The organism is Nostoc sp. MS1, from assembly GCF_019976755.1.
Lineage (GTDB): Bacteria > Cyanobacteriota > Cyanobacteriia > Cyanobacteriales > Nostocaceae > Trichormus.
Genome location: NZ_AP023441.1, coordinates 2,745,736 through 2,770,657, shown reverse-complemented (window position 1 = coordinate 2,770,657; position 24,922 = coordinate 2,745,736). Strand labels below are relative to the sequence as shown.

The window sequence follows — 24,922 nt, the reverse complement described above, 5'->3', positions numbered from 1 at the left end:
CTCATTGTGTTAAGGAGAGAGTTATGGTAGCAATCACTGATAAAACTGAAAAACGGCTCACCATACAGACTGCGGAAATTGCTCAAGATACTACAGCAATTCGCTCTCTAGATTGGGATCGCGATCGCTTCGATATTGAGTTTGGTCTGCAAAACGGCACTACCTATAACTCTTTTCTCATACGCGGTGAGCAGATAGCCTTGGTTGATACGTCTCATGAAAAGTTTCGTAAACTTTATTTTGATATCCTGACAGGGCTAATCAATCCTACAGATATAGATTATTTAATTGTTAGCCACACCGAGCCAGACCACAGTGGCTTAGTTAAAGATTTGTTACAGATGGCTCCAGATATTACAGTGGTAGCCTCAAAAGTAGCAATTCAGTTTCTCGAAGATTTAGTACACCAGCCCTTTAAGCGGAAGATTGTCAAAAATGGCGATCGCCTAGATTTAGGCAACGGTCACGAAATCGAGTTTGTCATCGCCCCCAATTTACACTGGCCGGACACCATCTTTAGCTTCGATCACAAAACCCAAACCCTCTACACCTGCGACGCTTTCGGAATGCACTACTGTTCTGATAGCACCTTTGACGAAGACTTAAAAACCATCGAAGCTGACTTTCATTATTACTATGAATGCTTGATGGGGCCAAATGCGCGGTCAGTTTTATCTGCCCTCAAGCGCATGGGAGAACTACCAGCCGTGAAAATGATTGCCACTGGTCACGGGCCACTACTTTACCATAACGTTGAGGAACTAACTGGACGTTACCGCCATTGGAGTCAAAACCAAACCAAGGCAGAAACCAGCGTCGGTGTATTTTACGTTTCTGAATATGGATATAGCGATCGCCTAGCCCAAGCAATTATCAATGGTATCAGTAAAACTGGTATCGGTGTTGAAGTAGTAGACCTGGGTTCACCCGTTGATTTACAGGAATTGCGCGAACTAGTGGGGCGTTGTTCTGGACTCGTAATCGGTATGACTCCCGCCTCTAGTGCAGCCAGCATCCAAGCAGCACTTAGCACCATTTTAGGTTCTGCCACCGAAAAACAAACCATAGGTATCTTTGAAACTGGTGGCGGTGATGATGAACCTACCTATCCTCTACTAAATAAATTCCGTGCCTTGGGCTTACATGTAGGCTTCCCAGTAATTCAAATTAAAGACACACCTACAGAAAACACCTACAAACTGTGTGAAGAAGCTGGTACAGACTTAGGACAATGGATAACACGCGATCGCAGCATCAAAGCCATGAAATCTTTAGGTGCTGATTTAGACAAAGCATTAGGTAGACTGAGCGGTGGCTTATATATCATCACAGCCAAAAAAGGCGAAGTAGCCAGCGCCATGTTAGCTTCCTGGGTAGCCCAAGCCAGCTTCAAACCTCTAGGATTTTCCATTGCCGTAGCTAAAGATAGAGCAATTGAATCATTAATGCAAGTAGGCGATCGCTTCGTCCTCAACGTATTAGAAGAAGGCAACTACCAACCACTCATGCGCCACTTCCTCAAACGATTTGCCCCCGGTGCAGACCGTTTTGAAGGAGTCAAAACCCAGCCAGCCGAAAATGGCGCACCCATCCTGAGCGATGCCCTAGCGTATATAGAATGTGAAGTAGTTAGCCGGATGGACTGCGGCGACCACTGGGCAGTATACAGCACCGTCTACGCCGGACGAGTATCCAAACCCGAAGCACTAACAGCCGTTCACCACCGCAAAGTCGGAAATCATTACTAAGGGATTTCCAACTAACACATCCTATCGTTTTAGTGAACAGAGCGAGAATCACTGTTAAAAAGACGTTGTAGTGCAACGTCTTTTTAATGGATGACTGCATCAAAATTTGCCTAATTCAAATACTCCTGCATTATCAACATAATATGGCGATATTTTTGTGAAACGTGACTCCATTTATTACCAAATTTTCAAGCGATTTCCAGCGTTAATATTTGAACTGATTGATAACCGCCCCGCACAAGCGCAAAACTATCGATTTGAGTCAGTGGAGGTGAAAGAAACCGCCTTTCGCATTGATGGCGTTTTTCTACCACCAGAAGACGCAACATCTAGAGTTATCTATTTTGCCGAAGTTCAATTTCAGAAAGATGAAAGTCTTTATCATCGCTTTTTTACGGAGTCGCTGACGTATTTGTACCGAAATCAATCTCAATACGATGATTGGTATTGTGTAGTGATATTTCCTTCACGGAGTTTAGAGCCAAGTGATACCAGAACTCATCGAATGTTTTTCAATAGTGAACAAGTGCAGCGCATTTATTTGGATGAATTAGGTGATCCTAATACTCAGCCAATAGGTATTAATTTAATACAGTTGACAATTGCCTCAGACAAGGTAATGGCAGAGGAAGCAAAGCAACTAATTCAACGGGTAAAATTAGAAGAAACAGGCACATTGCCGAAAAACGAAATCATCGAAATGATTACGACAATTGCTGTTTACAAGTTTTCGTCTTTAAGTAGGGAGGAAGTGGAAGCCATGCTAGGAATAACTTTAGAGCAAACCAGAGTATATCAAGAAGCCAAAGCAGAAGGTCGAGAAGAAGGTCGAAAACAAGGTTTAGAACAACGGGAAGCTGAAATGTTGAAAGTTGCTGTCCCACTGTTACTAAAAACTGGGATGAGTGTCGAACAGATTGCTCAACAATTTAATGTTGCTGTGGAATCAGTGGAGAAATACAGATAAGATATACCCTTGATGAGTCATGGCGATCGCATTTCATCTTACCTAAGTTTAGGGGTAAAGAGTCGCTCAGTACAATTGACTATACAGCCGCCAAGAGCGATCGCCTTCAGTTTTCGCGTAACAGTAGTTTTACCAGTAGAATAGACACATCAAATTTTGACACTATTTGGTTTATTGATAGTGGATTTATGATAACTGTGAGCTTGACTGCTGTAGCTACTGCGATCGCTAACGTACTGTGGACTAAAGCACAGGAGAAAATTGGCGAAAACATTGGTGATGTTTTATGGACTGCTCCTAGTAAGTTGATAGAATTACTGCGCCAAAAGGATAAAGCTCCATCTCTTACTAGTAATGAACCGCAGCCATTAGATTACGGTCAAGCAGTGCTAGAACTCAAAGCCGCAGTAGACAAAGATCCCGAAATTGCTCAAGCTGTTGTAGATGTGGAAACAGCAGTTAACAGCACTCACTCTGAGGCTGCTAAAGAAATTAAAAATAAAGCAGATGAAATTAAATCTCAGCCGTCAGTTGTCAATAACTTTGCGAAGTTAGCAGAAGAAATTAAAGCGGAAAAAGGTGCAATGGTTGCTCAACAAATCAAAATTGAGCAACAGAATAATACTTACAACTGACTACAGCCGTCTCCAGGGGAGGAGGGGACAAAGTTAACTCCCGATGAATGGCGTGAAATCTGTCTTGCAATAATTGCGGAACGGCGTAAGCTGACAACAAATCCTTTGACATTAACAGAAGGCGTTGCGCTGCAAGTTGATGATGTTTATGTACCACTGGGATTAGTTGAGCGTAAAAAACAGCCGAAGCCTCAAGGTGATGTTTCTCCAGAACAGGGTTCAGAACTGTATAAAGAGACAGAAATCACTAGAACATTTGAGCATGATGCTTTTTTAGAAGAAGTTCTCAAACAACAGAACACGCCTAAAAGTCAGGGTAGGCGAATTGCGATTATTGGTGAACCAGGCGCAGGAAAAACAACATTATTACAACAGATTGCAGATCGGGTATCTCGTGAGATTTCCCAGTCGATAGTCATTTGGGTATCTTTAGCAGATTTACAAGGTAAAGACCTCAAATCTTATCTGTTTGAAACTTGGTTGACACAGGTTGCAGAGAAAAAGGATAAAGCTGATGTACCCAAGCAACTAAAGGATGACCTTGTAACTTTATTTAATCAAAATCATGTGTGGTTGCTGCTAGATGGATTAGATGAAATATCTGCGTCTAATCCTCTAGAAGAAATTGCGCGACAATTCCGTGAAGTAGGGTTTATTGCTCAAGCGCGAATTGTAATGACTTGTCGAGTTAATTTATGGGATGGCAATACTCATAAACTTGATAATTTTGATATCTATCGTACTTTAGACTTTTCTTATCCAGAACAAGTAGAAAAATTTATTGCTAAATGGTTCACTAAAATTGAAATTCCCGAAACTGGAAAGAAGTTATGTACTGCGTTGAAAGAACAAGGTAAAGAACGCATTCAAGATTTAGTAAAAAATCCTTTACGTTTAACTCTACTGTGCCTAAATTGGCAATCAGGAGATGGAAAATTACCGTATACTCAAGCAGGATTATATCAGCAATTTGTTGATGATTTTTACAAGTGGAAACAAGAAGAATTTGCTACAACATCTCACCAGCGTCAGCAACTCAATATCAAATTAGGGGAATTAGCGAAAGAATCGATAGATAAAGAATCAACCCGTTTTCGTTTGCGTCAGGATTTTGTAACTGGGTTTTTGGGTAATACGGATGATGGAAATTCACTGCTGAAATTAGCACTAAATCGTGGCTGGTTGAATCAAGTAGGAATAGATGCAAATAAAAAACCTTTTTACGCTTTCTTTCATGCCTCATTTCAAGAGTATTTTGCTGCTACAGCAATTGATAATTGGGACTTTTTCTTACCTCGTAAACACAAAAATAAACCTGTTAAAAATAAGAAATATCGGATTTTTGAACCGCAGTGGAAGCAAACAATATTACTATGGTTGGGAAGAGAAGAAGAACATTTTAATCAGCAAAAGGAAGAGTTTATTGATGCTTTAGTCAACTTTAAAGATGAATGTTGGAATCTAGACGATTTCTATAAAGGATTTTATGAGTATTATGCTTATTTTTTAGCAGCCGCAGGAATTAAAGAGTTTAGAGATAATTCTACTAGAGCCGATGAAATAATAGCGCAAATTATCAAGTGGTGCTTTGGTCATTTCTACATTAAAAAACAAGAATGGATACAATTTCCATATCCAATTGAAGAGGAAGCTAAGTTAGCACTGCAACAGACAGACCGCAAAAAAGCAATCACAGCCCTAGTGCAACTGCTACAGTCCAATGATGTGCCTGTCCACGTCCGTTGGCAGGTAGAAAAAAGTTTAGTGAAAATAGGCACAGGCAATGAAATGGCGATCGCCGCCTTGGTGCAACTGCTTCTATCAGATAATGCGGATAAGGACAACCATAGTAATGCAGCTTATAGCTTAGGGGAAATAGGCACAGGCAATGAAATAGCAATCACTGCCTTGGTTAAATTCCTGCAATCTGAAGATGTACTTGACGAAACCCGCAGTAAGGCAGCAAAAAGCTTAGGAAAAATAGGCACAGGCAATGAAATGGCAATCACTGCCTTGGCAAAACTCCTGCAATCCGAAGATGTGTATGACTACACCCGTAGAGCGGCAGCAGAAAGCTTAGGAAAAATAGGCACAGGCAATGAAATGGCAATCAGAGCCTTGGTACAACTGCTGCAATCACCTGATGTCGATTATCACACCCGTATATATGCAGCAAAAAGTTTAGGGACTATTGACCCTGACAATAAAATAGCGATCGCAGCTTTAGTACAACTGCTTCAATCTAAAGATGTGTCTAACTCCCTTCGTATAGAGGCGGCAGAAAACTTAGGTAAAATCGACCCTGGCAATAAAATAGCGATCACAGCTTTAGTACAACTGCTTCAATCTAAAGATTTGCATGAGGACACCCGTATATATACAGCAAAAAGCTTAGGTAAAATCGACCCTGGCAATAAAATAGCGATCACAGCTTTAGTACAACTGCTTCAATCAAATCAAGATTTTAGGTATAAATATGTGGATTACGACATACGTAGGCGGGCAGCATATACTTTAGAGACTATCAACCCTGGCAATAAAATGGCGATCACAGCTTTAGTACAACTGCTGCAATCAAATAATGTGAATTATGACATACGTAGGCAGGTAGCAGAATGCTTAAGTATTATCAACCCTGGCAATAAAATAGCGGTCACAGCTTTGGTACAACTGCTGCAATTCAGAGATGTGCCTGAGTCCATACTTAAGAAGGCAGCATCAAACTTAGGGGAAATTGGACTAAACGATAAACTGGCGATCACAGCTTTAGTACAACTGCTGCAATCCAATAATGTGGATTACCAAACTCGTATGTATGTAGCAAAAAGCTTAGGAATGATCGACCCTGGTAATAAAATAGCGAGCGCAGCTTTGGTAAAACTGTTACAATCAAATATTAAGGATTACATCACCCGTATGTTTGTAGCATCAAACTTAAGCGAAATTTTACATAATAATCAGGCTCGCTTTGAGGTAGTCAATGTTTTAAGTGCTTATCAGCAATTTGATGCTAATTGCTACAGTGTTTTGTGGAAATGCTCCCAGAATATGCCTTACCCCGATTTCTATCAAGCTTGGCATCAGCATAATTTTGTTACTCGTGCAATACGAAGCTTAAAGCAAATCCTCTTCACCAAAATAATTTAAGCACTTTTGCAGCAGCGACATTACAAATTGTACCTATCAAAAACCGCAACCCAATTAGGCGAAAGGTTCATATCAATCAAAATTTTCATGCACTTGTGAGAGGTACTTCAATTTCTTCAACTCGCCATGCAGCATAGGCAAGTGCCTCATAAATATCAGCTTCTTCCAGATAGGGATACGCTTTGAGGATATCGCTGTTGGTATGTCCAGATGCCATTAAACCGACTATAGTACCAACAGTAACGCGCATTCCCCGAATGCAGGGTTTACCGCCCATCACCTCTGGATTACGGGTAATTCTGGTAAGATTTTGCATGGTTGTGGCTTCGTGATGTATGGTTATAAACTCTATACTATTAAAGGTAAACTCAGATTTACACCAATGAAAGCCATTGAGGTTCAAGGAACTGTTAATGAACTTGGTCAACTTTCCTTAGACGAACCGTTAACCATAGCAAAACAAAGTCGCAAAATACAAACTAAGTTTACTCAATAGCTTGCCTAAAATACTCATATTGTATCTGGATCGATATTCAACTCCCGCAGTTTAGCCGCCATACGTTCTGCTTGTTGTTGTGCTTGCTGCGCTTGTTGTGCAATTTCTTCCAGCGTGGGTACGAGTTGATGTTCTGGTGTAAAATAACGCAATAATCCTTCATGTACACCCAAATACAATCCTAATTGTTGACTCCACAAATGCCCATGTTCATTTGGTTGCAGAGGTTGATATTCACCATCTAATAAATGAAACCCAGCTAATTCTAAGGTGTAAGGGTCAAACCAAAAATAATCCGGTGTGCGGAAGGTGTCTTGATAAATTGTTTTTTTTAAATTTTTGTCTGTATCAGCTGTGGAGTCAAACAGAATTTCAACGATAACATTGGGATATTTGCCGTGTTCTTCCCATACCACCCAACTTTTTCTGGTTTTACGTTCACATCCTAGCACTACGAAAAAGTCTGGCCCTCGGAAATACTCTGATTTACGTTGATGGGGACTGTAGTAAATAGTCAAGTTTCCCACCGCATAGAAATCATTCCTCTCCCGCCACAGCCATTTTAAACATTGTAGTAAGAGCATGATTTGCTCTAGATGTAGTTCGCTTTCCAAGGGTGGTTCATCACTGTATATGTCACTAGGAGGAAATGTAACATCCTGGCAGAATGTTGTTTGCGGATTGATTTCTTGAGCGATGGTCATAGAATGAATACGGCATCAAGTATGCCTTTATTGTAACAGCGTTGTTTGAGGCAATAGCCAAAGGCTTAAGCTACGCTTATCGCTCTCTCAAATCCAAATTCACAATTGAGATTACTAAACATTTATCTCATTGATCATCAACGCTGAAAATCTACTCAAATAAACTAAGCTTTAATTATAAATAGCTACTCATTTCCTAAAGTTGTGAATGCCTACACTTTGGCAATAGTTTAAATCTAGTGACAAATTTATCAAAAATACTTTCAAATAAGTAAATTATGAAGCCACAAAATAAACCACGCGACGTTCAAGTATTACCAATTAGCACAGATACAACTGTACTGCGATCGCGCAGTTGGACAAGATTGAGATTTGAAATTGAGTATGCTTTAGCAAAAGGAACAACGGCTAATTCATATCTCATTCGAGGTGATAAGCTTGCCTTGATTGACCCACCTGGGGAAACTTTTACGGAAATCTATCTGGATGCGTTGCAGCAAAGACTAGATGTCACAACTATCGATTATGTAATTCTCGGTCACGTTAACCCCAACCGAGCCGCAACCTTAAAAGCTTTACTAGAAATAGCGCCACAAGTTACCTTTGTCTGTTCTAATCCAGGGGCGATTAATTTACGCGGGGCGCTAGAAAAGCCTGATTTACCAATTTTGATTATGCGGGGTGATGAAACCCTTGATTTAGGTAAAGGGCATGATTTGCAATTCATCCCCACACCCAACCCCCGCTATGCTGACGAGTTGTGTACCTACGACCCCCAAACCGAAATTCTCTACACAGACAAGCTATTTGGGGCGCATATTTGCGGCGACCAAGTATTTGATGAGGGCTGGGAGACAATCAACGAAGACCGCCGTTACTATTATGATTGCTTGATGGCTCCCCATGCCCGGCAAGTAGAAACAGCCTTAGAGAAACTAGCAGATTATCCCGCCCGACTTTACGCCACCGGACACGGCCCCTTAGTCCGTTACGGCTTAATCGACCTCACACACGCCTATCGGGAATGGAGCCAACAACAGACATCTGCTGACTTGACAGTAGCGTTGATTTATGCGTCTGCTTACGGGAATACAGCCACCTTAGCCCAAGCGATCGCTCGTGGCATTACCAAAGCTGGTGTTGCTGTAGAATCAATTAACTGTGAATTTGCCGACCCTGAAGAAATTCGTGCAGCCGTAGAGAAATCGGCTGGCTTTGTGATTGGTTCCCCAACACTTGGCGGTCATGCACCTACACCAGTACAAACAGCTTTAGGAATAGTGTTATCAACCGCCACCAATAATAAACTAGCTGGTGTGTTTGGTTCCTTTGGTTGGAGTGGTGAAGCCGTTGATTTAATAGAAAGTAAGCTCAAAGATGCAGGTTATCGGTTTGGCTTTGAACCCATCCGCGTCAAATTCAAACCCAACGAAGTCACCTTGCAATTGTGTGAAGAAGCCGGAACCGACTTTGCTCAAGGCTTGAAGAAAGCTAAGAAAGTGCGATCGCAAAGTCTACCCGCCACCAACGTAGAACAAGCAGTAGGGCGCATAGTTGGTTCATTGTGTGTAGTCACCGCCAAGCAAGGCGAAATTTCCAGCGCCATGTTAGCCTCTTGGGTAGCTCAAGCCAGCTTTAATCCTCCTGGCTTAACTATTGCAGTTGCTAAAGACCGAGCAGTGGAAACACTTACCCACACTGGTAATAAGTTTGTTCTCAATGTTCTCAAAGAAGGTAATCACTTGGGGTTGATGAAACACTTCCTCAAACCCTTTGGCCCAGCACAAGATAGATTTGCTGATGTAGCTACAGAACAAGCTGAAAACGGCAGTCCTGTACTCAAAGATGCCCTGGCATATTTGGAGTGTTCAGTCAAAAATAGGATGGAGTCAGGTGATCACTGGCTAGTTTACGCCACTGTAGAGAATGGCAAAGTCTTAAATCAGGATGGTGTAACCGCAGTCCATCATCGCAAATCAGGTAATCATTATTAATTGATAGTAGGAGACAGATGGGGAAGTGAGTTTGATCGACCTCTCCCCCACCCCTCTTCGACGCGGAGAGAGGCTTAAATACATTTGAAGTCCAACGGAAAACTAGGTACTTTAAGCCTTTCTCCTTGTAGGCTAAGGTGTACACACAAGTCTAGAAATACTACCTGAAGCTCGGTTTCGTCGCCCTAGCTCTAAAATTAGGGGGATAAATAGAGTTTCAAGTTGCCCAAAATTTGGTGATTTATCGAGAATTAAAGAGTTGAAACCCTTGCGGCCTAAGTTGTGTGTACACCGTAGTCTTGTAGGGGAGAGGTTTGGAGGGGGGTTTCTCTCAACGCCGAACTCATGCCATTTTAAAGTGACTTTAAAATCTGAGAGTATTTCTAAGGAAGCACCATACTTGACGATGTAAAGTATGGTGATATAATAAGTTTGTAACTAAGTTACAGAGTTAAGTTTCTCAAGTTTTCAGCGACTCGAAAAAAGCTAAATAAGAGGATCAGTCTAGTTTAGGCTATACAAGTTTTTGCTGATAACTTTATTTAAGCAGCATGTTCAGTAGCACAATGATTGATTTCAAAATGCTATCAATTTTGCTAAACATAGCGGAAAGGTAATAAAACATAAAAGCCGCTATGAGCAGTGCAAGAAATGCTAAAACCAAGTATTTTAGCACTTTTAACCTCCTATAAGAGTAGTAGCCTATTTGAAAATCATCAAATAGGCTATGAGTATATGTATCCGACATAATATCACATATTTAATTAAGTTTTAAATTACTGATTTTTAGTTAATAACTGACTGACTTGTCTCAATTCAGAGGCTTTATTTTTGGCTCTTCAGTTCCTTTTATGGAGTCGAATAATAAATAAAATCTAGTCAGAGCTTATGTTCCTTATTATGACTGGATTTTAGATTTTTGAGCTTTTCTATAAAACGGCTATTTTAATGCCGCACCATAAAACCAACGCAAGAGCCTTATTTTTTTGCTTCAATAATAATGCCCATAGCCCATACGCTGCACTATATTACTTCACCAAGAAAAAACGATACAACCCTGATAACAAAATAAAATCAACAGTTAAGTAATGATATAGGTATTAGCCTACCCGCAGGAGCTTACTAACCTAATTACAGCCAATAGCCGCAGCACCACTCATAGTGGTCAAATCACCTGTGAAAACAGCCACATATTTAAAAGGTGATGAACCAGTACAACTCATAGAAGTTCTGTCAGGACGGCGAGGAAACGCCCAAGCATCTGATAGCACCGTCAAATTTGTCCCATTCCATGACAAACCAAGAACTGACAAAGAGTTACTTGTGCCATCACTAGTTTTTCTCCCAGATAAAAAAGTCGCGTAGTTAACATCGCCATTAGTAGGATTAATCCGAGCGATTACCGCTACTTTTGCACCACCACCGCTACCATAGGTAGGCATCCAACGACCATTGCTAAAACGCCGGAAATCATTTCCTGTCTGGGTTCCTGTAGAAGTGAAAACCCCATACAGAACGTTTCCTCTATCCCACATCAAGCCGTAACCTGTACCATCATCATTTGTTGTTTCGTAATCACTACGACACCAAGTTCTGACACCATTATCGAAACGAATAATGCGTGGGTCTTTATTTACGGAAGTTACTTGCTGATAACCGATGTAGATACTTGTCGTCCCCATCACTACCCTTGGGCCATTCTTAGCCCTGATAGTTGCCTCACTGTCATTACAAGTGAATGTCACAGATGGGCCAAAAGCTGACTGAGTGGCAACTTGAGCAGTAGCCGAAGACATCGCTAAATTAGATGCGAATACTGCTGTTAAAGATAGAGAAGCGAAATATTTTGGTAACTTGCAATATTTAATCATTGAACCTATCCGAGTTATTTTCAAAGAAGAATCTAAGAGTCAGGAGACACAGATAGGTAAATGCACAGCCTGTCACCCCAAGCCATTGTGAACTTTATTTTATTGCGGGGTAGCAAACACAACATTAACATAAATTTCAAAAATGGCAATATTTTTATCACAGGCTTATTTATCCTTAATTTATAAGGATTACAGTATACGTAAATTAAATATGTTTTAGTGTTAATACTAATAAAGTATATCTTTATATACGTGTATTTTTGATTTTTATCAGTATTTTATTGCCCTGTGCCTTTCACCATTTCATAGTTATTCTCAATTGACATAATTAGATAGATGCGGTAGAATTGTATGCTGTTCAAAGATTTATCCAGCTAAACTAGGCCAGAGTTTTATCAATAACATTCGTAGCTGATATTCTCTCAAAAACGCCTAGTAGCGATTTTTTGTTGTTTATAAACGAGGTGAATATGGCAAAGCGCCGTAACCCGAAAAAAGAAAAGGCGCTACGGAACCAGGCATACGCCAGAAAGTTTCGTAAACGGACTACAACAGGAAGAATGCAAAGAAGGTTCCAACAAAGAACACCCAAGAATGAGGAAGATGAAGGAGCAGCAGCAGTTGATGCTGAATAATTTATCTATTTAAAATTTGATTCTTGAAGTGTTTTAGTTTTTAGGGTGTACATCTGTACACCCTAATTTTTTTAGTCATTAGTCATTAGTCCATAGTCCATAGTTTTCTTTCCTACTTCTTTATCTCATCTCTCCAAAATTCTCTAATTTTGAATTTTGAATTTTGAATTTTGAATTGAGTTCTCCCCAATCTCCTGACGCGCAGCAATTAGGGCTTTACTGACTTGCTCAAAACCAGTACCACCGTAACTATTACGGGCTGCTACAACTTGGCGGGGGGAAATAGCTTCGTAAATATCGGCGGCAAATGCTGGATGTATTTGTTGCCATTCTTCTATGGTCAAATCTTTTAAAAGTTTGCCAGCCGCAATGCTGGTTTTGACTACTTTACCTACGAGATTATAAGCTTCGCGGAACGGTACACCTTTAGCTGCTAAATAATCTGCCACATCTGTAGCGTTAGAAAAATCTTCTGTGACGGCTGTGTTAAGGCGCTGAGTACGAAATTCTAGCCCTTCTTGCAGCAGTATTGTCATGGCTTCTAAGCAACCTTTAACTGTGTTAACGCTGTCAAATATACCCTCTTTGTCTTCTTGCAAATCTTTGTTATATGCCAAGGGTAATCCTTTCATAATTACCAGCATTGCTTGGAGATGACCAAATACACGCCCAGTTTTTCCTCTAACTAATTCTGGAACATCGGGGTTTTTCTTTTGGGGCATGATGCTGGAACCTGTAGCACAGCTATCTTTGAGGGTGACGAAGCGAAATTCTTCTGATGCCCAAAGAATAATTTCCTCACTAAGACGGCTGAGGTGAACCATAATCAAGCTTGCCGCACACAAAAATTCGATCGCAAAATCGCGATCGCTCACCCCATCTAAGCTATTCTCATATACACGCTCAAATTGCAACAGTTCGGCTGTGTAATGACGGTCAATCGGAAAAGTCGTACCAGCTAAAGCGCCACAACCCAAAGGCGAAATATTCACACGACGATATACATCACCCAACCGTTCCCAGTCTCGTTGTGCCATCTGGAAGTAAGCCAACAGGTGATGGGCTAAACTCAGTGGTTGGGCGCGTTGTAGGTGAGTATAACCAGGAATCAGAGTCTCTACGTTTTGTTCAGCTATCTCTAGTAGGACACTTTGAAATTCTCGTAACTGAGTTTTAATTTGCCCAATTTGGTCACGCAGGTAAAGTCTAGTATCAGTACCTACTTGGTCATTACGCGATCGCGCAGTATGTAGTTTTTTCCCTACATCTCCTACAATCTCTGTTAACCGCCGTTCCACAGCAAAATGGACATCTTCAGCATCAATTCCTGGCTGAAAATTACCTTGACGATATTCCTCACGAATTTGCTCTAAACCTGCAACTAGTTGGTCTCCTTCTGCTGGGGAAATAATCCCTGTATGCGCCAACATTTGGGCATGGGCTTGAGAACCTGTGATGTCGTATTCGATTAATTCTATGTCAAAACCTATACTGGCATTAAAACGAGCGATCGCTGGATGTAGTGCAGATTCAAATCGCTGACTCCAAGTTTGTTTTTCGGTCATAAGTACGAGGGGACTGGGAAGTGAGGAATTTTGGATTTTGCGGAAAGTTCTGTAGGCGGGTCTCCCGCCGTAAGAAACTTTTCAAGACGGATTTTGGATTGAGCAATCCAAAATTCAAGGGAACTGGGTAATTTTACTAGTCCCCACTCCCTACTCCCTACTCCCTACTCCCCACACTTGTCAACCGTACTTGGTGAGGTTACGGAACATATAACCAACAACTAAACCAATCAACAGGGCCCATATTTGACCTGTTTGCAAAAAATGAGTCCAAGCTTTCTGTATTTGACCTAAAAGATTTGGGTCAGTGACGTTTTGCGCCAGTACAGGTAAATTTACCGGGAAATTCCCCAGAATCTGAAATATGAAATCGTTAAAGTAGTGCATCTTAGGTAATTAATTTAGGGATGTAATTTAGGGAATTAGAGGAAGGTGAATTTTGAATTAAATCCGTCCTCATACCCATGTACCTTGATGTCATAACTCAAGATTCTTGTGATGCCATCCGCAATTTCTCTGCTGTCCGCAAAATTTGCCCAGCTAAGACGGCTGCACCAAACCCATTATCAATATTCACTACTCCTACACCCGCAGCACAAGAGTTAAGCATTGTCAACAAAGGCGCTAAACCGCCAAAACTAGCGCCATAACCCACGCTGGTAGGTACAGCAATTACAGGGCAATTAGCCAAACCAGCCACGACGCTGGGTAAAGCACCTTCCATCCCAGCGACAACAATCAATACTGATGCGGCTTCAATTAGATGACGGTTACTTAACAGGCGATGAATACCCGCCACCCCCACATCCCAAAGACGCATTACGCGAAAACCAGACAGTTCAGCTGTGACGGCTGCTTCTTCCGCCACAGGTAAGTCAGCAGTACCAGCTGAAAGAATGCCGATAACTCCCTCAAACTGAGGTTCGATAGTAGAGGGAGCGATCGCACAAATTCTTGCCGATTCGTAGTAGTGTAAATCTCTAATCTTTGGCTGCAATAAGGCGTAAACGCTTGGTTCAATGCGGGTAGCCATGACTACCGGATTGCGTTGGCGCATCACCTCCATAATTCGCGCAATTTGTTCTGGTGTTTTACCTGGTCCCCAAATTACTTCAGGGAAACCAGTTCTCAGATGACGGTGATGGTCAATTTTGGCAAACTCACCCACAGGTTCATAGGCTAAATTCTTGAGAGAATCTAACGCCTTATCTGGGGTAACTTTACCATTGGCAACCGCTTCGAGGAGCGATCGCAAAGCTTCAGGTTGGGTCACAGTAATTTTAGGTAATGGGTAATGGGTGATGGGTAATAGGTAATGGGTAACAGTTGTTGCTACTTACCAATTACTAATTACCAATTACCTATTTAACAATTTTTATTTCATACAAGTTCCAGAATGCGCCGCCTAATGCAGAGAAGCGGATGTTCTCAAAGCGATCGCGTACTGCGGATAGCGCATACTGATTTACCAAGTAAATAAATGGTAAGTTTTCTTGGGTAACTTTTTGCGTTTCGGCATAAATTGCCTTGCGCTTGGCTTCATCCAATTCTCTAGCAGCTTGGATGTATAGTTGACCAATTTTTGCTTCCCAAGGCGCTACTTCCCAACCTTCAATCGGCTTTTGTCCTGCTTGGGGTTTTTGATTAAACATATGTAACCCGCCTTCAGGGTTCCAGACGTTAGCACCGTCGTTTGGTTCTAAACCACCAGTCAAACCCAACATAGAAGCGTCCCAATCTAAAGTGTTGGAAAGCTTATCTAAATAAGTATTCCAAGCCAAGGGAGTAAAATCGACCTGCATTCCGATTTTGCTTAAGTCTTGTTTAATTTGCGAACCAATTGCCTCACGAATTTTATTTCCCGCATTCGTCAACAATGAAAAGCGGACTCGATTACCTTCAGAGTCTAGCAACTGATTTTGAGCATTATATTTAAACCCAGCCTTTAATAGTAATTGCTTGGCTTTTTCTATGTTGTAATCGTAAACTTTTAACCCTTCTTTGGGGGAAAGATAATATGGACTTTGAACAGAAATTGGTGAATCTTGAGTTTGACCCAAACCTCGATAAATATTATTAATCATTGTTTGACGGTCAATGGCATAAGCTACCGCTTGCCGAAATTCTACTGTATTAAACCAGCGTGATTTTATCGGATCAATGAGTGGTTTACCATTTCTCTTACCCTTATTCAGATTAAATAAGATAAATGTTGTCCCAGTAGCTGGTCCACCATTGTATATTTTAAAATTACCTTGCTTTTCTTGCACTTTTAACAGAGAAAAGTAATCTGGGGAAACACTAATACTATCCAGTCCACCAGAACGGAATTGTAGTAAAGAAGTATCTGTAGATTCAACAATTTGCCATACTAATCGCTCAATATAAGGTTGAGCTTCACCTTTTGATCCTTTGCGCCAATAGTATGGGTTACGGCGGAATACTACACGTTCACTAGTGTCATAACGCTCTAGTTTGTACATGCCATTACAAACAATTTGGTCTGGTGGTGTATCTACTCCCCACATTTGCAAAAACTTAGGCTTGCCTTCAGAATCTTTAGTTTTTATCGATTCTCTGAGTACATGGGCTGGTAAAATAGCGTTGCTTGTAACACTACGTAAAAAAGGTGCAAACGGTTCTGGTACAGAGAACTCAACCCGACGATTATCAACTTTTCTGATAGTTGGTAATTTGCGACTTTCACCAATCCGCATAATATCTCTAATATCAGTAGGGATTGCTTCATTTAAGTAAATTTCGTTGTAAGTAAAGACTACATCATCTACTGTTAATGGTTGTCCATCAGACCACTTTAAACCGTCGCGGAGAGTAAAAACAATCTTTAATTTATCATCAGAAATTGTCCAAGATTCGGCTAAGGCTGGCTCAACTGCACCAGTATCAAAGTTTTCCGTAATTAAACCTTCATAAATCAAGCCAAAAACGTTAGGCGATTCTGAACTTAGAGGGTAGTTAAATGTTTTAGGATCGCTAAGGATACTAGTTACTAATTGCGGGATTTGAGCCGCCGAGCTTTTATAATTGGATGGATTACAAGCTGCTAATGTAACGGCTGTGAATGCAGCCATGATTATAAGTATCCAAAAACGTTTAACTACAGAAAATATATGATTAGTTGAGTGCATAACATTAACTATAAATTTATTGATTTTAAGTCTTTAGCCGATCAAGAAAATCTTGAGTTTCAGTAAAATAAACATCAATTTATCCTAATCAGCAGTTACTAGCAAGACTACAGCATAAGCACAGATGCCTTCTTCTCGTCCTACTGGGCCTAATTTCTCATTAGTAGTAGCTTTAATTCCAATTTGATTAGGTTCTACTTGCAAAACATGGGCTAGTTTGTCACGCATAGTTTTAATGTGTGGTTTCAATTTGGGACGTTCTGCAACTACCACCGAGTCAATATTACCTATGCGCCAACCTTGCGTAAGAATTAATTCGTTGACTTGGCTTAACAAAACTAAACTATCTGCCCCAGCCCATTTAGGATCTGTAGGGGGGAAATAATGACCAATATCCCCCAAAGACAAAGCACCTAACATGGCATCCATAATGGCGTGGGTGAGTACATCAGCATCACTATGCCCCAATAAACCGAGTTCATGGGGAATGTTAACACCGCCTAAAATCAAAGCGCGATCGCTCACCAATTTGTGAATATCGTAGCCGTTACCAATTCTGATGTTCATAGTCATTAGTCATTAGTCCATAGTCCACAGTTATTCTCCTCTGTTCCTCTACTTCCCCTACTCCCCCTGCTCCCCCTGCTCCCCTTCTTTCTTCTGTCGTTGCCATTTTTCTAGCAAATCAGGGCGGCGATCGCTTGTTCTCTTGATTTGCTGCTCATAACGCCATTTGGCGATCGCAGCGTGGTTTCCAGATAACAAGACATCAGGGACTTTCCAGCCGCGAAAGTCGGCGGGACGGGTGTATTGGGGATAGTCCAATAAACCTTCCTCGAAACTTTCGGCGGTGAGGGATTCAGTTTTGGCGACAGTTCCCGGAAGCAGCCGCACTACACCGTTAATTAGTGCCATTGCGGGGATTTCTCCACCTGTGAGGATGAAATCGCCTAAAGACACCTCACGGGTGACTAAATGCAGTACCCGCTCGTCTACTCCTTCGTAATGCCCACAAATTACTACTAATTGGTCATAATTACTAGCCAATTCTCGCAAGAGGGGCTGATTAATTGTTTCCCCTTGGGGACTCATCAAAATCACTTCTCGGCGCTCTAGAATCGGCAAAGACTCTACAGCACTAAAAATCGGCTCTGGCTTCATCAGCATCCCCACACCACCACCGTAAGGCTCATCATCTACCTTGCGATGTTTATCTGTGGTGAAATCTCTAGGATTTACTAAATTTACTTGGGCAATTTGTTTAGCAAGAGCTTTACCCAGTAAACCGGAACTGAGAACAGAGGTAAAACAGTCAGGAAAAAGTGTAACTATATCAAAGCGCACAGTAATTCGTATTCGAGAACACTAATCTTAAATTTGAATGGCTATCAAACACAAGATGCTTCCACAGGGTAAAACTACACATAGGCTTTCACAATAGTATCTAAAAGGACTAGAGTTATTGCTTTTCCTTGGGAGCAAAAGTTTTTCTAATTACTTAATTTATGTTTAAATATTGTCACAACTACCATTTGAATAAATAATCTAACCAGGTTAACAACTTACAGGATGCGTCGAGCCAGCCTCAGAAAATATGTGTAATGACCTGCTCACTCTTAGCCCAGATGGGAAAACTAATTCCTAGCGCCAGAGGGGAACCTGAACCCCAAGCACTACTCATCGCCAGTCTGGAACAAGTGGACAGGTGAACAACAAGGCGCTGGCTTTGAGGACACGGCACTTACAAATCATGAGGCTTTATGGCATTTGTGGCAGTGTCTTCAGAAAAAAGCAGAGTGCGAACATCATCAGGCTGCAAAACCTTGTTAAATTCACACGCCATTCGCCACAAACCGGGAAACCTGTACAAGGCGATGGCTTCTGAAGTTGTTGACAGGAGAAACATAATGCCGCAACTACAAGCTAAATCGCTGGAAATGAGGACACCCCAAGCAACTAAAACCGCCGTTCTGGTAATCGGAGGCGCAGAAGACAAAGTTCACGGACGCGAAATCCTCAGAACTTTTTTTGGCAGGTCTGGTGCAAACAAAGCCTATATTACAATTATTCCATCTGCCTCCCGCGAACCTGCGATCATCGGTGGTCGTTACATTCGCATTTTTGAAGAAATGGGTGCTGAAAAGGTCGAGATTTTAGACATCCGTGAACGGGAGCAGTGCGAATCCCCCCAAGTGAGAGCATCCCTAGAAGCCTGTAGTGGTGTATTTCTCACAGGAGGCGACCAACTGCGCCTGTGTGGTGTATTATCTGATACACCTGTGATGGATATTATCCGGCAGCGAGTCAGAGGTGGACAACTAACTCTGGCAGGCACAAGTGCTGGTGCGGCGGTGATGGGGCATCATATGATTGCTGGTGGCGGTAGTGGCGAAACGCCCAATCGTTCCCTAGTGGATATGGCAACAGGCTTAGGGCTAATCCCTGAAGTGATAGTTGACCAACACTTCCACAATCGCAATCGCATGGGTCGTCTGATTAGTGCGATCGCCGCTCACCCTGATCGCTTAGGTATCGGCATTGATGAAGATACTTGTGCTGTATTTGAGCGCGATGGCTGGCTCCAAGTGTTAGGTAAAGGCAGTGTCACCATTGTCGATCCTACCGAACTCACCCACACCAACGAACCTCACGTTGGCGCGACCGAACCTTTAACCGTGCATAACTTACGCCTGCATATCCTCAGCTATGGCGATCGCTTCCACCTGTACCAAAGGACTGTATTGCCTGCCGTACACCGCATCTCCAGCTGACGGAATAGAGTATCCGAGGTTAGACTGAATTGATCATCTATTAACTTCCTGCTGTAGAAAAACCAGAGAAATAGGATGTAAATAATAGAAAAAACTGTTTATTGTGAACAGTTTACTGGTCAATTACAGTTAGAAACTAGAATTTTGGTTCCGAATCTCCATCTACCTATTCCCATGAGAATCCTCAAGATCCAGACCTTACGCGGCCCAAACTACTGGAGCATTCGACGCCACAAACTAATCGTCATGCGCCTCGATTTAGAAACCCTTGCCGAGGTGCCATCAAATGAAATCCCCGGATTTTATGAAGGATTGGTAGAGGCGCTGCCGAGTCTGGAGGGTCATTATTGCTCACCTGGCTGTCATGGTGGTTTTTTGATGAGAGTGCGAGAAGGCACCATGATGGGTCATATCGTGGAACATGTAGCCTTAGAACTCCAAGAATTAGCGGGGATGCACGTCGGCTTTGGTCGTACCCGCGAAACTGCCACACCCGGAGTTTATCAGGTAGTCATCGAATATTTAAACGAGGAAGCGGGGCGCTATGCTGGACGAGCAGCTGTCAGGTTGTGCCAAAGCATCGTAGATCGCGGTCGCTACCCCAAGGCAGAACTAGAGCAAGATATACAAGACCTGAAAGATTTATGGCGTGATGCTTCCCTTGGCCCTTCAACCGAAGCAATAGTTAAAGAAGCAGAAAAACGCGGTATCCCTTGGATGCAGCTAGGCGCACGCTTTTTGATTCAACTAGGCTATGGCGTGAATCACAAGCGGATGCAGGCCACCATGTCCGATAAGACGGGCATTTTAGGTGTAGAACTAGCTTGTGACAAAGAAGCAACCAAGCGCATTCTAGCGGCATCTGGTGTGCCAGTACCGAAAGGTACGGTGATTAATTTCTTAGATGACTTAGAAGAAGCCATAGAATACGTCGGTGGTTATCCCATCGTGATTAAGCCGCTAGATGGCAATCACGGACGGGGTATTACTATCGATATTAGAACTTGGGAAGAAGCCGAAGCTGCTTACGAAGCTGCCAGACAGGTTTCCCGGTCAATTATTGTTGAGCGATATTACGTTGGGCGCGACCACAGGGTACTAGTGGTAGATGGTAAAGTAGTGGCCGTTGCCGAACGTGTACCCGCTCATGTCGTTGGTAATGGTAGATCCACCATCGCCGAACTCATCGAGGAAACCAACCTTGACCCCAATCGTGGCGACGGGCATGATAAAGTCCTCACCAAAATAGAACTAGACCGTACTAGCTACCAACTACTCGAAAGACAAGGTTACACCCTCAACAGCGTGCCACCCAAAGGCACGATTTGTTATTTAAAGGCAACCGCGAATTTGAGTACAGGTGGTACAGCTGTAGACAGGACAGACGAAATTCACCCGGAAAACCTTTGGATAGCCCAAAGGGTAGTCAAAATCATCGGTTTAGATATCGCCGGACTGGATATCGTGACTACCGATATTAGTCGCCCCCTACGCGAGACAGATGGCGTAATTGTGGAAGTAAACGCCGCCCCTGGCTTTAGAATGCACGTAGCCCCCAGTCAAGGCATTCCCCGCAACGTCGCCGGCGCAGTCATGGATATGCTGTTCCCCAATGAACAGTCGGGCCGTATCCCCATTCTCAGCGTTACCGGGACGAATGGTAAAACCACAACTACCCGCCTGTTAGCTCATATTTACAAGCAAACGGGTAAAGTTGTCGGTTATACAACTACAGATGGGACATACATCGGTGAATACTTGGTAGAAGCAGGGGATAACACCGGGCCGCAAAGCGCCCACCTGATTTTACAAGACCCAACAGTAGAGGTGGCAGTCTTAGAAACAGCCCGTGGCGGTATCCTGCGCTCAGGCTTAGGCTTTGAAGCCGCAAATGTAGGTGTAGTGTTAAATGTAGCGGCTGACCACTTAGGTATCGGGGACATTGACACTATCGACCAGTTAGCCAACCTCAAGAGTGTCGTAGCAGAAGCAGTATATCCTGATGGCTACGTAGTTTTGAATGCTGACGATCGCCGTGTTGCGGCAATGGCAGAAAAAACCAAAGCCAATATCGCCTACTTCACCATGAACCCCGATTCGGAATTGGTGCGCAAGCACATCCAAAAGGGCGGAGTGGCGGCTGTATATGAAAATGGCTACCTGTCCATCGTCAAAGGCGACTGGACACACCGCATCGAAAGGGCAGAGAATATTCCCTTAACAATGGGTGGACGCGCCCCATTCATGATTGCTAACGCCCTAGCGGCAAGTTTGGCAGCCTTCGTGCAGAATGTCACCATTGAGCAAATTCGCGCAGGTTTAAGAACCTTCCGCGCTTCCGTCAGCCAAACCCCAGGACGGATGAACTTATTCAATTTGGGTAACTACCATGCCTTAGTAGATTACGCCCATAATCCAGCTAGTTATGAAGCCGTGGGTGCATTTGTGCGGAACTGGACGAATGGACAACGTATAGGCGTAATTGGTGGGCCAGGCGATCGCCGTGACGAAGATTTTGTCACTTTGGGCAAACTCGCAGCCGAAATATTTGATTATATTATCATCAAAGAAGACGACGACACCAGAGGTAGAGCCAGGGGATCAGCTTCCGCGTTGATTACCAAAGGCATCACCCAAGTCAAACCAGATGCGCGGTTTGAGTCAATTCTTGATGAAACCCAAGCAATTAATAAAGGCTTGGATATGGCTCCCGCTAACGGATTGGTGGTGATTTTACCAGAAAGTGTTAGCCGTGCTATTAAGTTAATTAAACTGCGCGGTTTAGTCAAAGAGGAGATACAGCAACAAAATTCCTCAACAACAGTTATAGATAACCAAAATGGTGTAGCATCTTCTTCTGTAATTAATACTCTGCTGTAGTCGATAGTAGAGATGCGGTTTTTCCCATCTCCACTATTGACCGTTGCTGATAAATCCAATTTGCCAATCTTTATTTTTCTTCTTCCTCCGAGGTGGTATCCTCACTAGGATTCTTCAATTCCTCCTTAAAACCTCTGAGGGTTTTACCTAGTGCGCTTCCCAGTTCGGGAATTTTTTTCGGCCCGAAAATTACTACCGCCACGACGACAATTATCGCTACTTCCGGCCATCCTAGTCCAAACAACATACACCGTTCCTCAAAATCATCCTTAACTAACTATAGTTAACCACCAGTTGCCATACATGATTAACGGAAGAATTGACAGCGAGAATGTCAATTGGCTCATAGACTGGCTAAGGATTTGCGATCGCTCACATATAAACTCAACTAACCTCACTTAAGCACAAATAAAATTTCCATACATGTACTACACATAATTTAATGTATATTCATTTACAATCTTGGTACTAATTTAATTTTTAGGCATTCAATGATATTTCAACAATACTTAATCACTCACAAGTGATTTGAGGAACCTATTTAACAATAAATTGGTCTTGCAGACGTAAAATATGCTTTATTATTCTATCTGCAAAATGATAAATTATCTTGGTTGCTAATAATGGGTAGAAAAATTTAATTTTCCTACTATGCTAGTGCGGCAAAGTACACTCGGATAGTATACAATGCGCGAATAACTTGGCTGTGGTTTGTGGTGGTACTTGAGGATGACCCTTTTAATTAAAAAAAATGCCGACTGGCTGCAAGTACATCGCTACTGGGAACTGTCGCACGTTTTAGTAACGCGGAATCTTAAAGTCCGCTATCGCGGTTCCTTATTAGGTGTGTATTGGTCGCTATTGAACCCCTTAATTATGACAGCGCTGTATGGTGCAATTTTTGGTACAGCATTTGCTTCCTATTACGGTAATTCTATCCTGAACTATATATTGGCAGCATTTACCGGGCTAGTAGTTATCAACTTTTTCTCTGCTTCTACATCTCAAGCTTTAAGCAGTGTAGTAGGAAATGGAGCTTTATTAAATAAAATTCGCTTGCCTGTTAGTGTTTTTCCTGTTTCGATGGTTGCGGCTAACGTATTCCAGTTTGCTGTGGGTGCGTTCCCCTTACTAGCAGTAATTGCCCTGATTAATTCTAAGAGTATAATCAATGTTCTGGCTCTACTATTTCCATTTATCTCTTTAGTTTTAGTTTCTACAGGAGTAGGTTTCTTAGTCAGTGCGCTTTATGTTTTTTTTAGAGATTTGCCTTATTTTTATGAGTTAGTTGTATTTGTGCTTTGGATCAGTAGTCCGGTGTTTTATCCTGCTGCGATCGTCCCAGCACGAGTAAAACCATTCTTATTATTAAATCCACTATCACCGATTATTGAAAGCTTACGCCAAATTACAATCTCAGGAAATACACCAGATTTGAGCTTAATCTGGGGAGCTTTGCTCAGTGGGGTAATTATTTTGTCATTAGGATGGGTTTGTTTTCATATGTGGCGACATCAATTTATGGATTTGCTGTAAATGGAAGTCATTCGTCTAGATCAAATTTCATTATGGCGGCGGACGCAAGAAGAGTTTTCTTACGACCTCAAGAAGACATTGCTATCTATTTTAGAAGGCAAATATCGCCAGCCTGCAAAAAAATTAGTGTTAAACCAAATTAACTTAGTTATTAATTCAGGTGAAAAAATAGGAATTATTGGAGCAAATGGTTCAGGCAAATCAACTCTACTAAAAATAATTTGTGGTATTCTCAAGCCTACAAACGGTACAGTGAGAGTAAAAGGACAAATCGCCCCTCTAATTGAGTTGGGGGCAGGCTTTGATACAGAAATTTCTGTTATGGATAATATTTTTTTATACGGTGTGCTGCTAGGCTTTTCCAAAGCAGAGATGCGAAAAAGAGCTACTTCAATATTAGAATTTGCAGAATTACAAGATTACGCTTTCGTACCAGTGAAAGGTTTATCATCTGGTATGGTGGCAAGGTTAGGTTTTGCTATTGCTACTGATGTGCAGCCGGATATTTTGATACTGGATGAAGTTCTATCGGTTGGAGATGAAAGTTTTAAAAACAAGTGTAAACAGAGAATTGACAATTTTTGGGATGGTAATGCAACAGTTATAGCTGTATCCCATGATTTGGGATTTATTAGAAATTCCTGCGAACGAGCTATCTGGTTAAATCAAGGACAAATTAAGTTTATGGGAAATGCAGTAGAGACTGTAGATCATTATTTACAAGCCGTGAAAGACACTAACTTATAAGTTTTTATTTACAAAACTATATTTTGCTTAAAAAAGCTCTTTAACTTGTAAAATTTTCAATCAGAGTGAATCAGGGG

General features: G+C 42.0%; 21 protein-coding genes. 11 read left to right on the top strand and 10 right to left on the bottom strand.

Going from position 1 to position 24,922, the window contains the following annotated elements:
* Window positions 1-23: 23 nt before the first annotated feature.
* The 5 genes from NSMS1_RS11975 to NSMS1_RS11960 all read left to right on the top strand — a co-directional run bounded on the left by NSMS1_RS11975 (window position 24) and on the right by NSMS1_RS11960 (window position 6,497).
* Entirely contained in the window at window positions 24-1,748 is a 1,725-nt protein-coding gene (locus tag NSMS1_RS11975; protein ID WP_224093385.1) for a diflavin flavoprotein, read from the top strand.
* A 157-nt stretch (window positions 1,749-1,905) separates the two neighbouring features.
* Entirely contained in the window at window positions 1,906-2,715 is an 810-nt protein-coding gene (locus NSMS1_RS11970; protein ID WP_224093384.1) for an Rpn family recombination-promoting nuclease/putative transposase, read from the top strand.
* A 9-nt stretch (window positions 2,716-2,724) separates the two neighbouring features.
* On the top strand, window positions 2,725-2,859 hold the full coding sequence (locus NSMS1_RS35065) for a hypothetical protein (RefSeq protein WP_263432574.1): 135 nt from the start codon (window positions 2,725-2,727) through the stop codon (window positions 2,857-2,859).
* 44 nt (window positions 2,860-2,903) lie between these two features.
* Window positions 2,904-3,350 carry a hypothetical protein gene (locus tag NSMS1_RS11965; protein WP_224093383.1) on the top strand — a complete coding sequence of 149 codons (447 nt, stop codon included), beginning with the start codon at window positions 2,904-2,906 and terminating at the stop codon, window positions 3,348-3,350.
* Between the two features lie 105 nt (window positions 3,351-3,455).
* Window positions 3,456-6,497, top strand: coding sequence for a HEAT repeat domain-containing protein (locus tag NSMS1_RS11960; protein ID WP_224093382.1), 3,042 nt, complete (start codon window positions 3,456-3,458; stop codon window positions 6,495-6,497).
* Between the two features lie 85 nt (window positions 6,498-6,582).
* Here the strand turns inward: NSMS1_RS11960 and NSMS1_RS11955 are convergent, their stop codons facing one another.
* On the bottom strand, window positions 6,583-6,813 hold the full coding sequence (locus tag NSMS1_RS11955; RefSeq protein WP_224093381.1) for a DUF433 domain-containing protein: 231 nt from the start codon (window positions 6,811-6,813) through the stop codon (window positions 6,583-6,585).
* Window positions 6,814-7,007: 194 nt separating this feature from the next.
* A complete protein-coding gene (locus NSMS1_RS11950) occupies window positions 7,008-7,697 on the bottom strand; it encodes a Uma2 family endonuclease (protein ID WP_224093380.1) in 690 nt (229 codons plus the stop codon).
* Between the two features lie 278 nt (window positions 7,698-7,975).
* Between NSMS1_RS11950 and NSMS1_RS11945 the strand changes: the two genes are divergently transcribed.
* Window positions 7,976-9,691 carry a diflavin flavoprotein gene (locus NSMS1_RS11945; protein ID WP_224093378.1) on the top strand — a complete coding sequence of 572 codons (1,716 nt, stop codon included), beginning with the start codon at window positions 7,976-7,978 and terminating at the stop codon, window positions 9,689-9,691.
* Window positions 9,692-10,818: 1,127 nt separating this feature from the next.
* On the opposite strand, the gene NSMS1_RS11940 is transcribed toward NSMS1_RS11945, so the two are convergent.
* On the bottom strand, window positions 10,819-11,562 hold the full coding sequence (locus tag NSMS1_RS11940) for a hypothetical protein (RefSeq protein WP_224093377.1): 744 nt from the start codon (window positions 11,560-11,562) through the stop codon (window positions 10,819-10,821).
* 470 nt (window positions 11,563-12,032) lie between these two features.
* On the opposite strand from NSMS1_RS11940, the gene NSMS1_RS11935 reads away from it, so the two are divergent.
* Complete coding sequence (locus NSMS1_RS11935; protein ID WP_224093376.1) at window positions 12,033-12,197, top strand: hypothetical protein; 165 nt, start codon at window positions 12,033-12,035, stop codon at window positions 12,195-12,197.
* A gap of 143 nt (window positions 12,198-12,340) precedes the next feature.
* On the opposite strand, the gene argH is transcribed toward NSMS1_RS11935, so the two are convergent.
* The 6 genes from argH to trmD form a co-directional block, all read right to left on the bottom strand.
* The gene (gene argH, locus NSMS1_RS11930; RefSeq protein WP_224093375.1) at window positions 12,341-13,762 is read right to left on the bottom strand and encodes an argininosuccinate lyase; all 1,422 of its coding nucleotides are present in this window, start codon (window positions 13,760-13,762) and stop codon (window positions 12,341-12,343) included.
* 180 nt (window positions 13,763-13,942) lie between these two features.
* Window positions 13,943-14,149, bottom strand: a complete 207-nt coding sequence (locus tag NSMS1_RS11925) for a hypothetical protein (RefSeq protein WP_224093374.1) — start codon at window positions 14,147-14,149, stop codon at window positions 13,943-13,945.
* 97 nt (window positions 14,150-14,246) lie between these two features.
* Window positions 14,247-15,035 (bottom strand): nickel pincer cofactor biosynthesis protein LarB, encoded by a 789-nt coding sequence (gene larB / locus NSMS1_RS11920; RefSeq protein WP_224093373.1) that lies wholly within the window; start codon window positions 15,033-15,035, stop codon window positions 14,247-14,249.
* 88 nt (window positions 15,036-15,123) lie between these two features.
* Window positions 15,124-16,911, bottom strand: coding sequence for an ABC transporter substrate-binding protein (locus NSMS1_RS11915; RefSeq protein ID WP_224093372.1), 1,788 nt, complete (start codon window positions 16,909-16,911; stop codon window positions 15,124-15,126).
* An 84-nt stretch (window positions 16,912-16,995) separates the two neighbouring features.
* Window positions 16,996-17,484 carry a 2-C-methyl-D-erythritol 2,4-cyclodiphosphate synthase gene (gene ispF, locus NSMS1_RS11910; RefSeq protein WP_224093371.1) on the bottom strand — a complete coding sequence of 163 codons (489 nt, stop codon included), beginning with the start codon at window positions 17,482-17,484 and terminating at the stop codon, window positions 16,996-16,998.
* A gap of 51 nt (window positions 17,485-17,535) precedes the next feature.
* Window positions 17,536-18,255, bottom strand: coding sequence for a tRNA (guanosine(37)-N1)-methyltransferase TrmD (gene trmD, locus NSMS1_RS11905; protein ID WP_224093370.1), 720 nt, complete (start codon window positions 18,253-18,255; stop codon window positions 17,536-17,538).
* 563 nt (window positions 18,256-18,818) lie between these two features.
* On the opposite strand from trmD, the gene NSMS1_RS11900 reads away from it, so the two are divergent.
* Window positions 18,819-19,682 carry a cyanophycinase gene (locus tag NSMS1_RS11900; protein ID WP_190471389.1) on the top strand — a complete coding sequence of 288 codons (864 nt, stop codon included), beginning with the start codon at window positions 18,819-18,821 and terminating at the stop codon, window positions 19,680-19,682.
* Between the two features lie 174 nt (window positions 19,683-19,856).
* Window positions 19,857-22,562 (top strand): cyanophycin synthetase, encoded by a 2,706-nt coding sequence (gene cphA / locus NSMS1_RS11895; protein ID WP_224093368.1) that lies wholly within the window; start codon window positions 19,857-19,859, stop codon window positions 22,560-22,562.
* Between the two features lie 70 nt (window positions 22,563-22,632).
* Here the strand turns inward: cphA and tatA are convergent, their stop codons facing one another.
* A complete protein-coding gene (gene tatA, locus NSMS1_RS11890) occupies window positions 22,633-22,806 on the bottom strand; it encodes a twin-arginine translocase TatA/TatE family subunit (protein WP_317986600.1) in 174 nt (57 codons plus the stop codon).
* Window positions 22,807-23,291: 485 nt separating this feature from the next.
* Here tatA and NSMS1_RS11885 point away from each other — a divergent pair, with 485 nt between their 5' ends.
* The gene (locus tag NSMS1_RS11885) at window positions 23,292-24,098 is read left to right on the top strand and encodes an ABC transporter permease (protein ID WP_224093364.1); all 807 of its coding nucleotides are present in this window, start codon (window positions 23,292-23,294) and stop codon (window positions 24,096-24,098) included.
* Window positions 24,099-24,845, top strand: coding sequence for an ABC transporter ATP-binding protein (locus tag NSMS1_RS11880; RefSeq protein WP_224093362.1), 747 nt, complete (start codon window positions 24,099-24,101; stop codon window positions 24,843-24,845). It begins immediately after the preceding gene.
* Window positions 24,846-24,922: the final 77 nt, after the last annotated feature.

What these genes read in the sequence shown, in the direction of transcription:
- NSMS1_RS11975 (WP_224093385.1), top strand. Translation starts at nt 24, where the DNA reads ATGGTAGCAATCACTGATAAAACTGAAAAACGGCTCACCATACAGACT.
- NSMS1_RS11965 (WP_224093383.1), top strand. Translation starts at nt 2,904, where the DNA reads ATGATAACTGTGAGCTTGACTGCTGTAGCTACTGCGATCGCTAACGTA.
- NSMS1_RS11955 (WP_224093381.1), bottom strand. Translation starts at nt 6,813, where the DNA reads ATGCAAAATCTTACCAGAATTACCCGTAATCCAGAGGTGATGGGCGGT.
- NSMS1_RS11950 (WP_224093380.1), bottom strand. Translation starts at nt 7,697, where the DNA reads ATGACCATCGCTCAAGAAATCAATCCGCAAACAACATTCTGCCAGGAT.
- NSMS1_RS11945 (WP_224093378.1), top strand. Translation starts at nt 7,976, where the DNA reads ATGAAGCCACAAAATAAACCACGCGACGTTCAAGTATTACCAATTAGC.
- NSMS1_RS11940 (WP_224093377.1), bottom strand. Translation starts at nt 11,562, where the DNA reads ATGATTAAATATTGCAAGTTACCAAAATATTTCGCTTCTCTATCTTTA.
- NSMS1_RS11935 (WP_224093376.1), top strand. Translation starts at nt 12,033, where the DNA reads ATGGCAAAGCGCCGTAACCCGAAAAAAGAAAAGGCGCTACGGAACCAG.
- argH (WP_224093375.1), bottom strand. Translation starts at nt 13,762, where the DNA reads ATGACCGAAAAACAAACTTGGAGTCAGCGATTTGAATCTGCACTACAT.
- NSMS1_RS11925 (WP_224093374.1), bottom strand. Translation starts at nt 14,149, where the DNA reads ATGCACTACTTTAACGATTTCATATTTCAGATTCTGGGGAATTTCCCG.
- NSMS1_RS11915 (WP_224093372.1), bottom strand. Translation starts at nt 16,911, where the DNA reads ATGCACTCAACTAATCATATATTTTCTGTAGTTAAACGTTTTTGGATA.
- ispF (WP_224093371.1), bottom strand. Translation starts at nt 17,484, where the DNA reads ATGACTATGAACATCAGAATTGGTAACGGCTACGATATTCACAAATTG.
- NSMS1_RS11900 (WP_190471389.1), top strand. Translation starts at nt 18,819, where the DNA reads ATGCCGCAACTACAAGCTAAATCGCTGGAAATGAGGACACCCCAAGCA.
- cphA (WP_224093368.1), top strand. Translation starts at nt 19,857, where the DNA reads ATGAGAATCCTCAAGATCCAGACCTTACGCGGCCCAAACTACTGGAGC.
- NSMS1_RS11885 (WP_224093364.1), top strand. Translation starts at nt 23,292, where the DNA reads ATGACCCTTTTAATTAAAAAAAATGCCGACTGGCTGCAAGTACATCGC.
- NSMS1_RS11880 (WP_224093362.1), top strand. Translation starts at nt 24,099, where the DNA reads ATGGAAGTCATTCGTCTAGATCAAATTTCATTATGGCGGCGGACGCAA.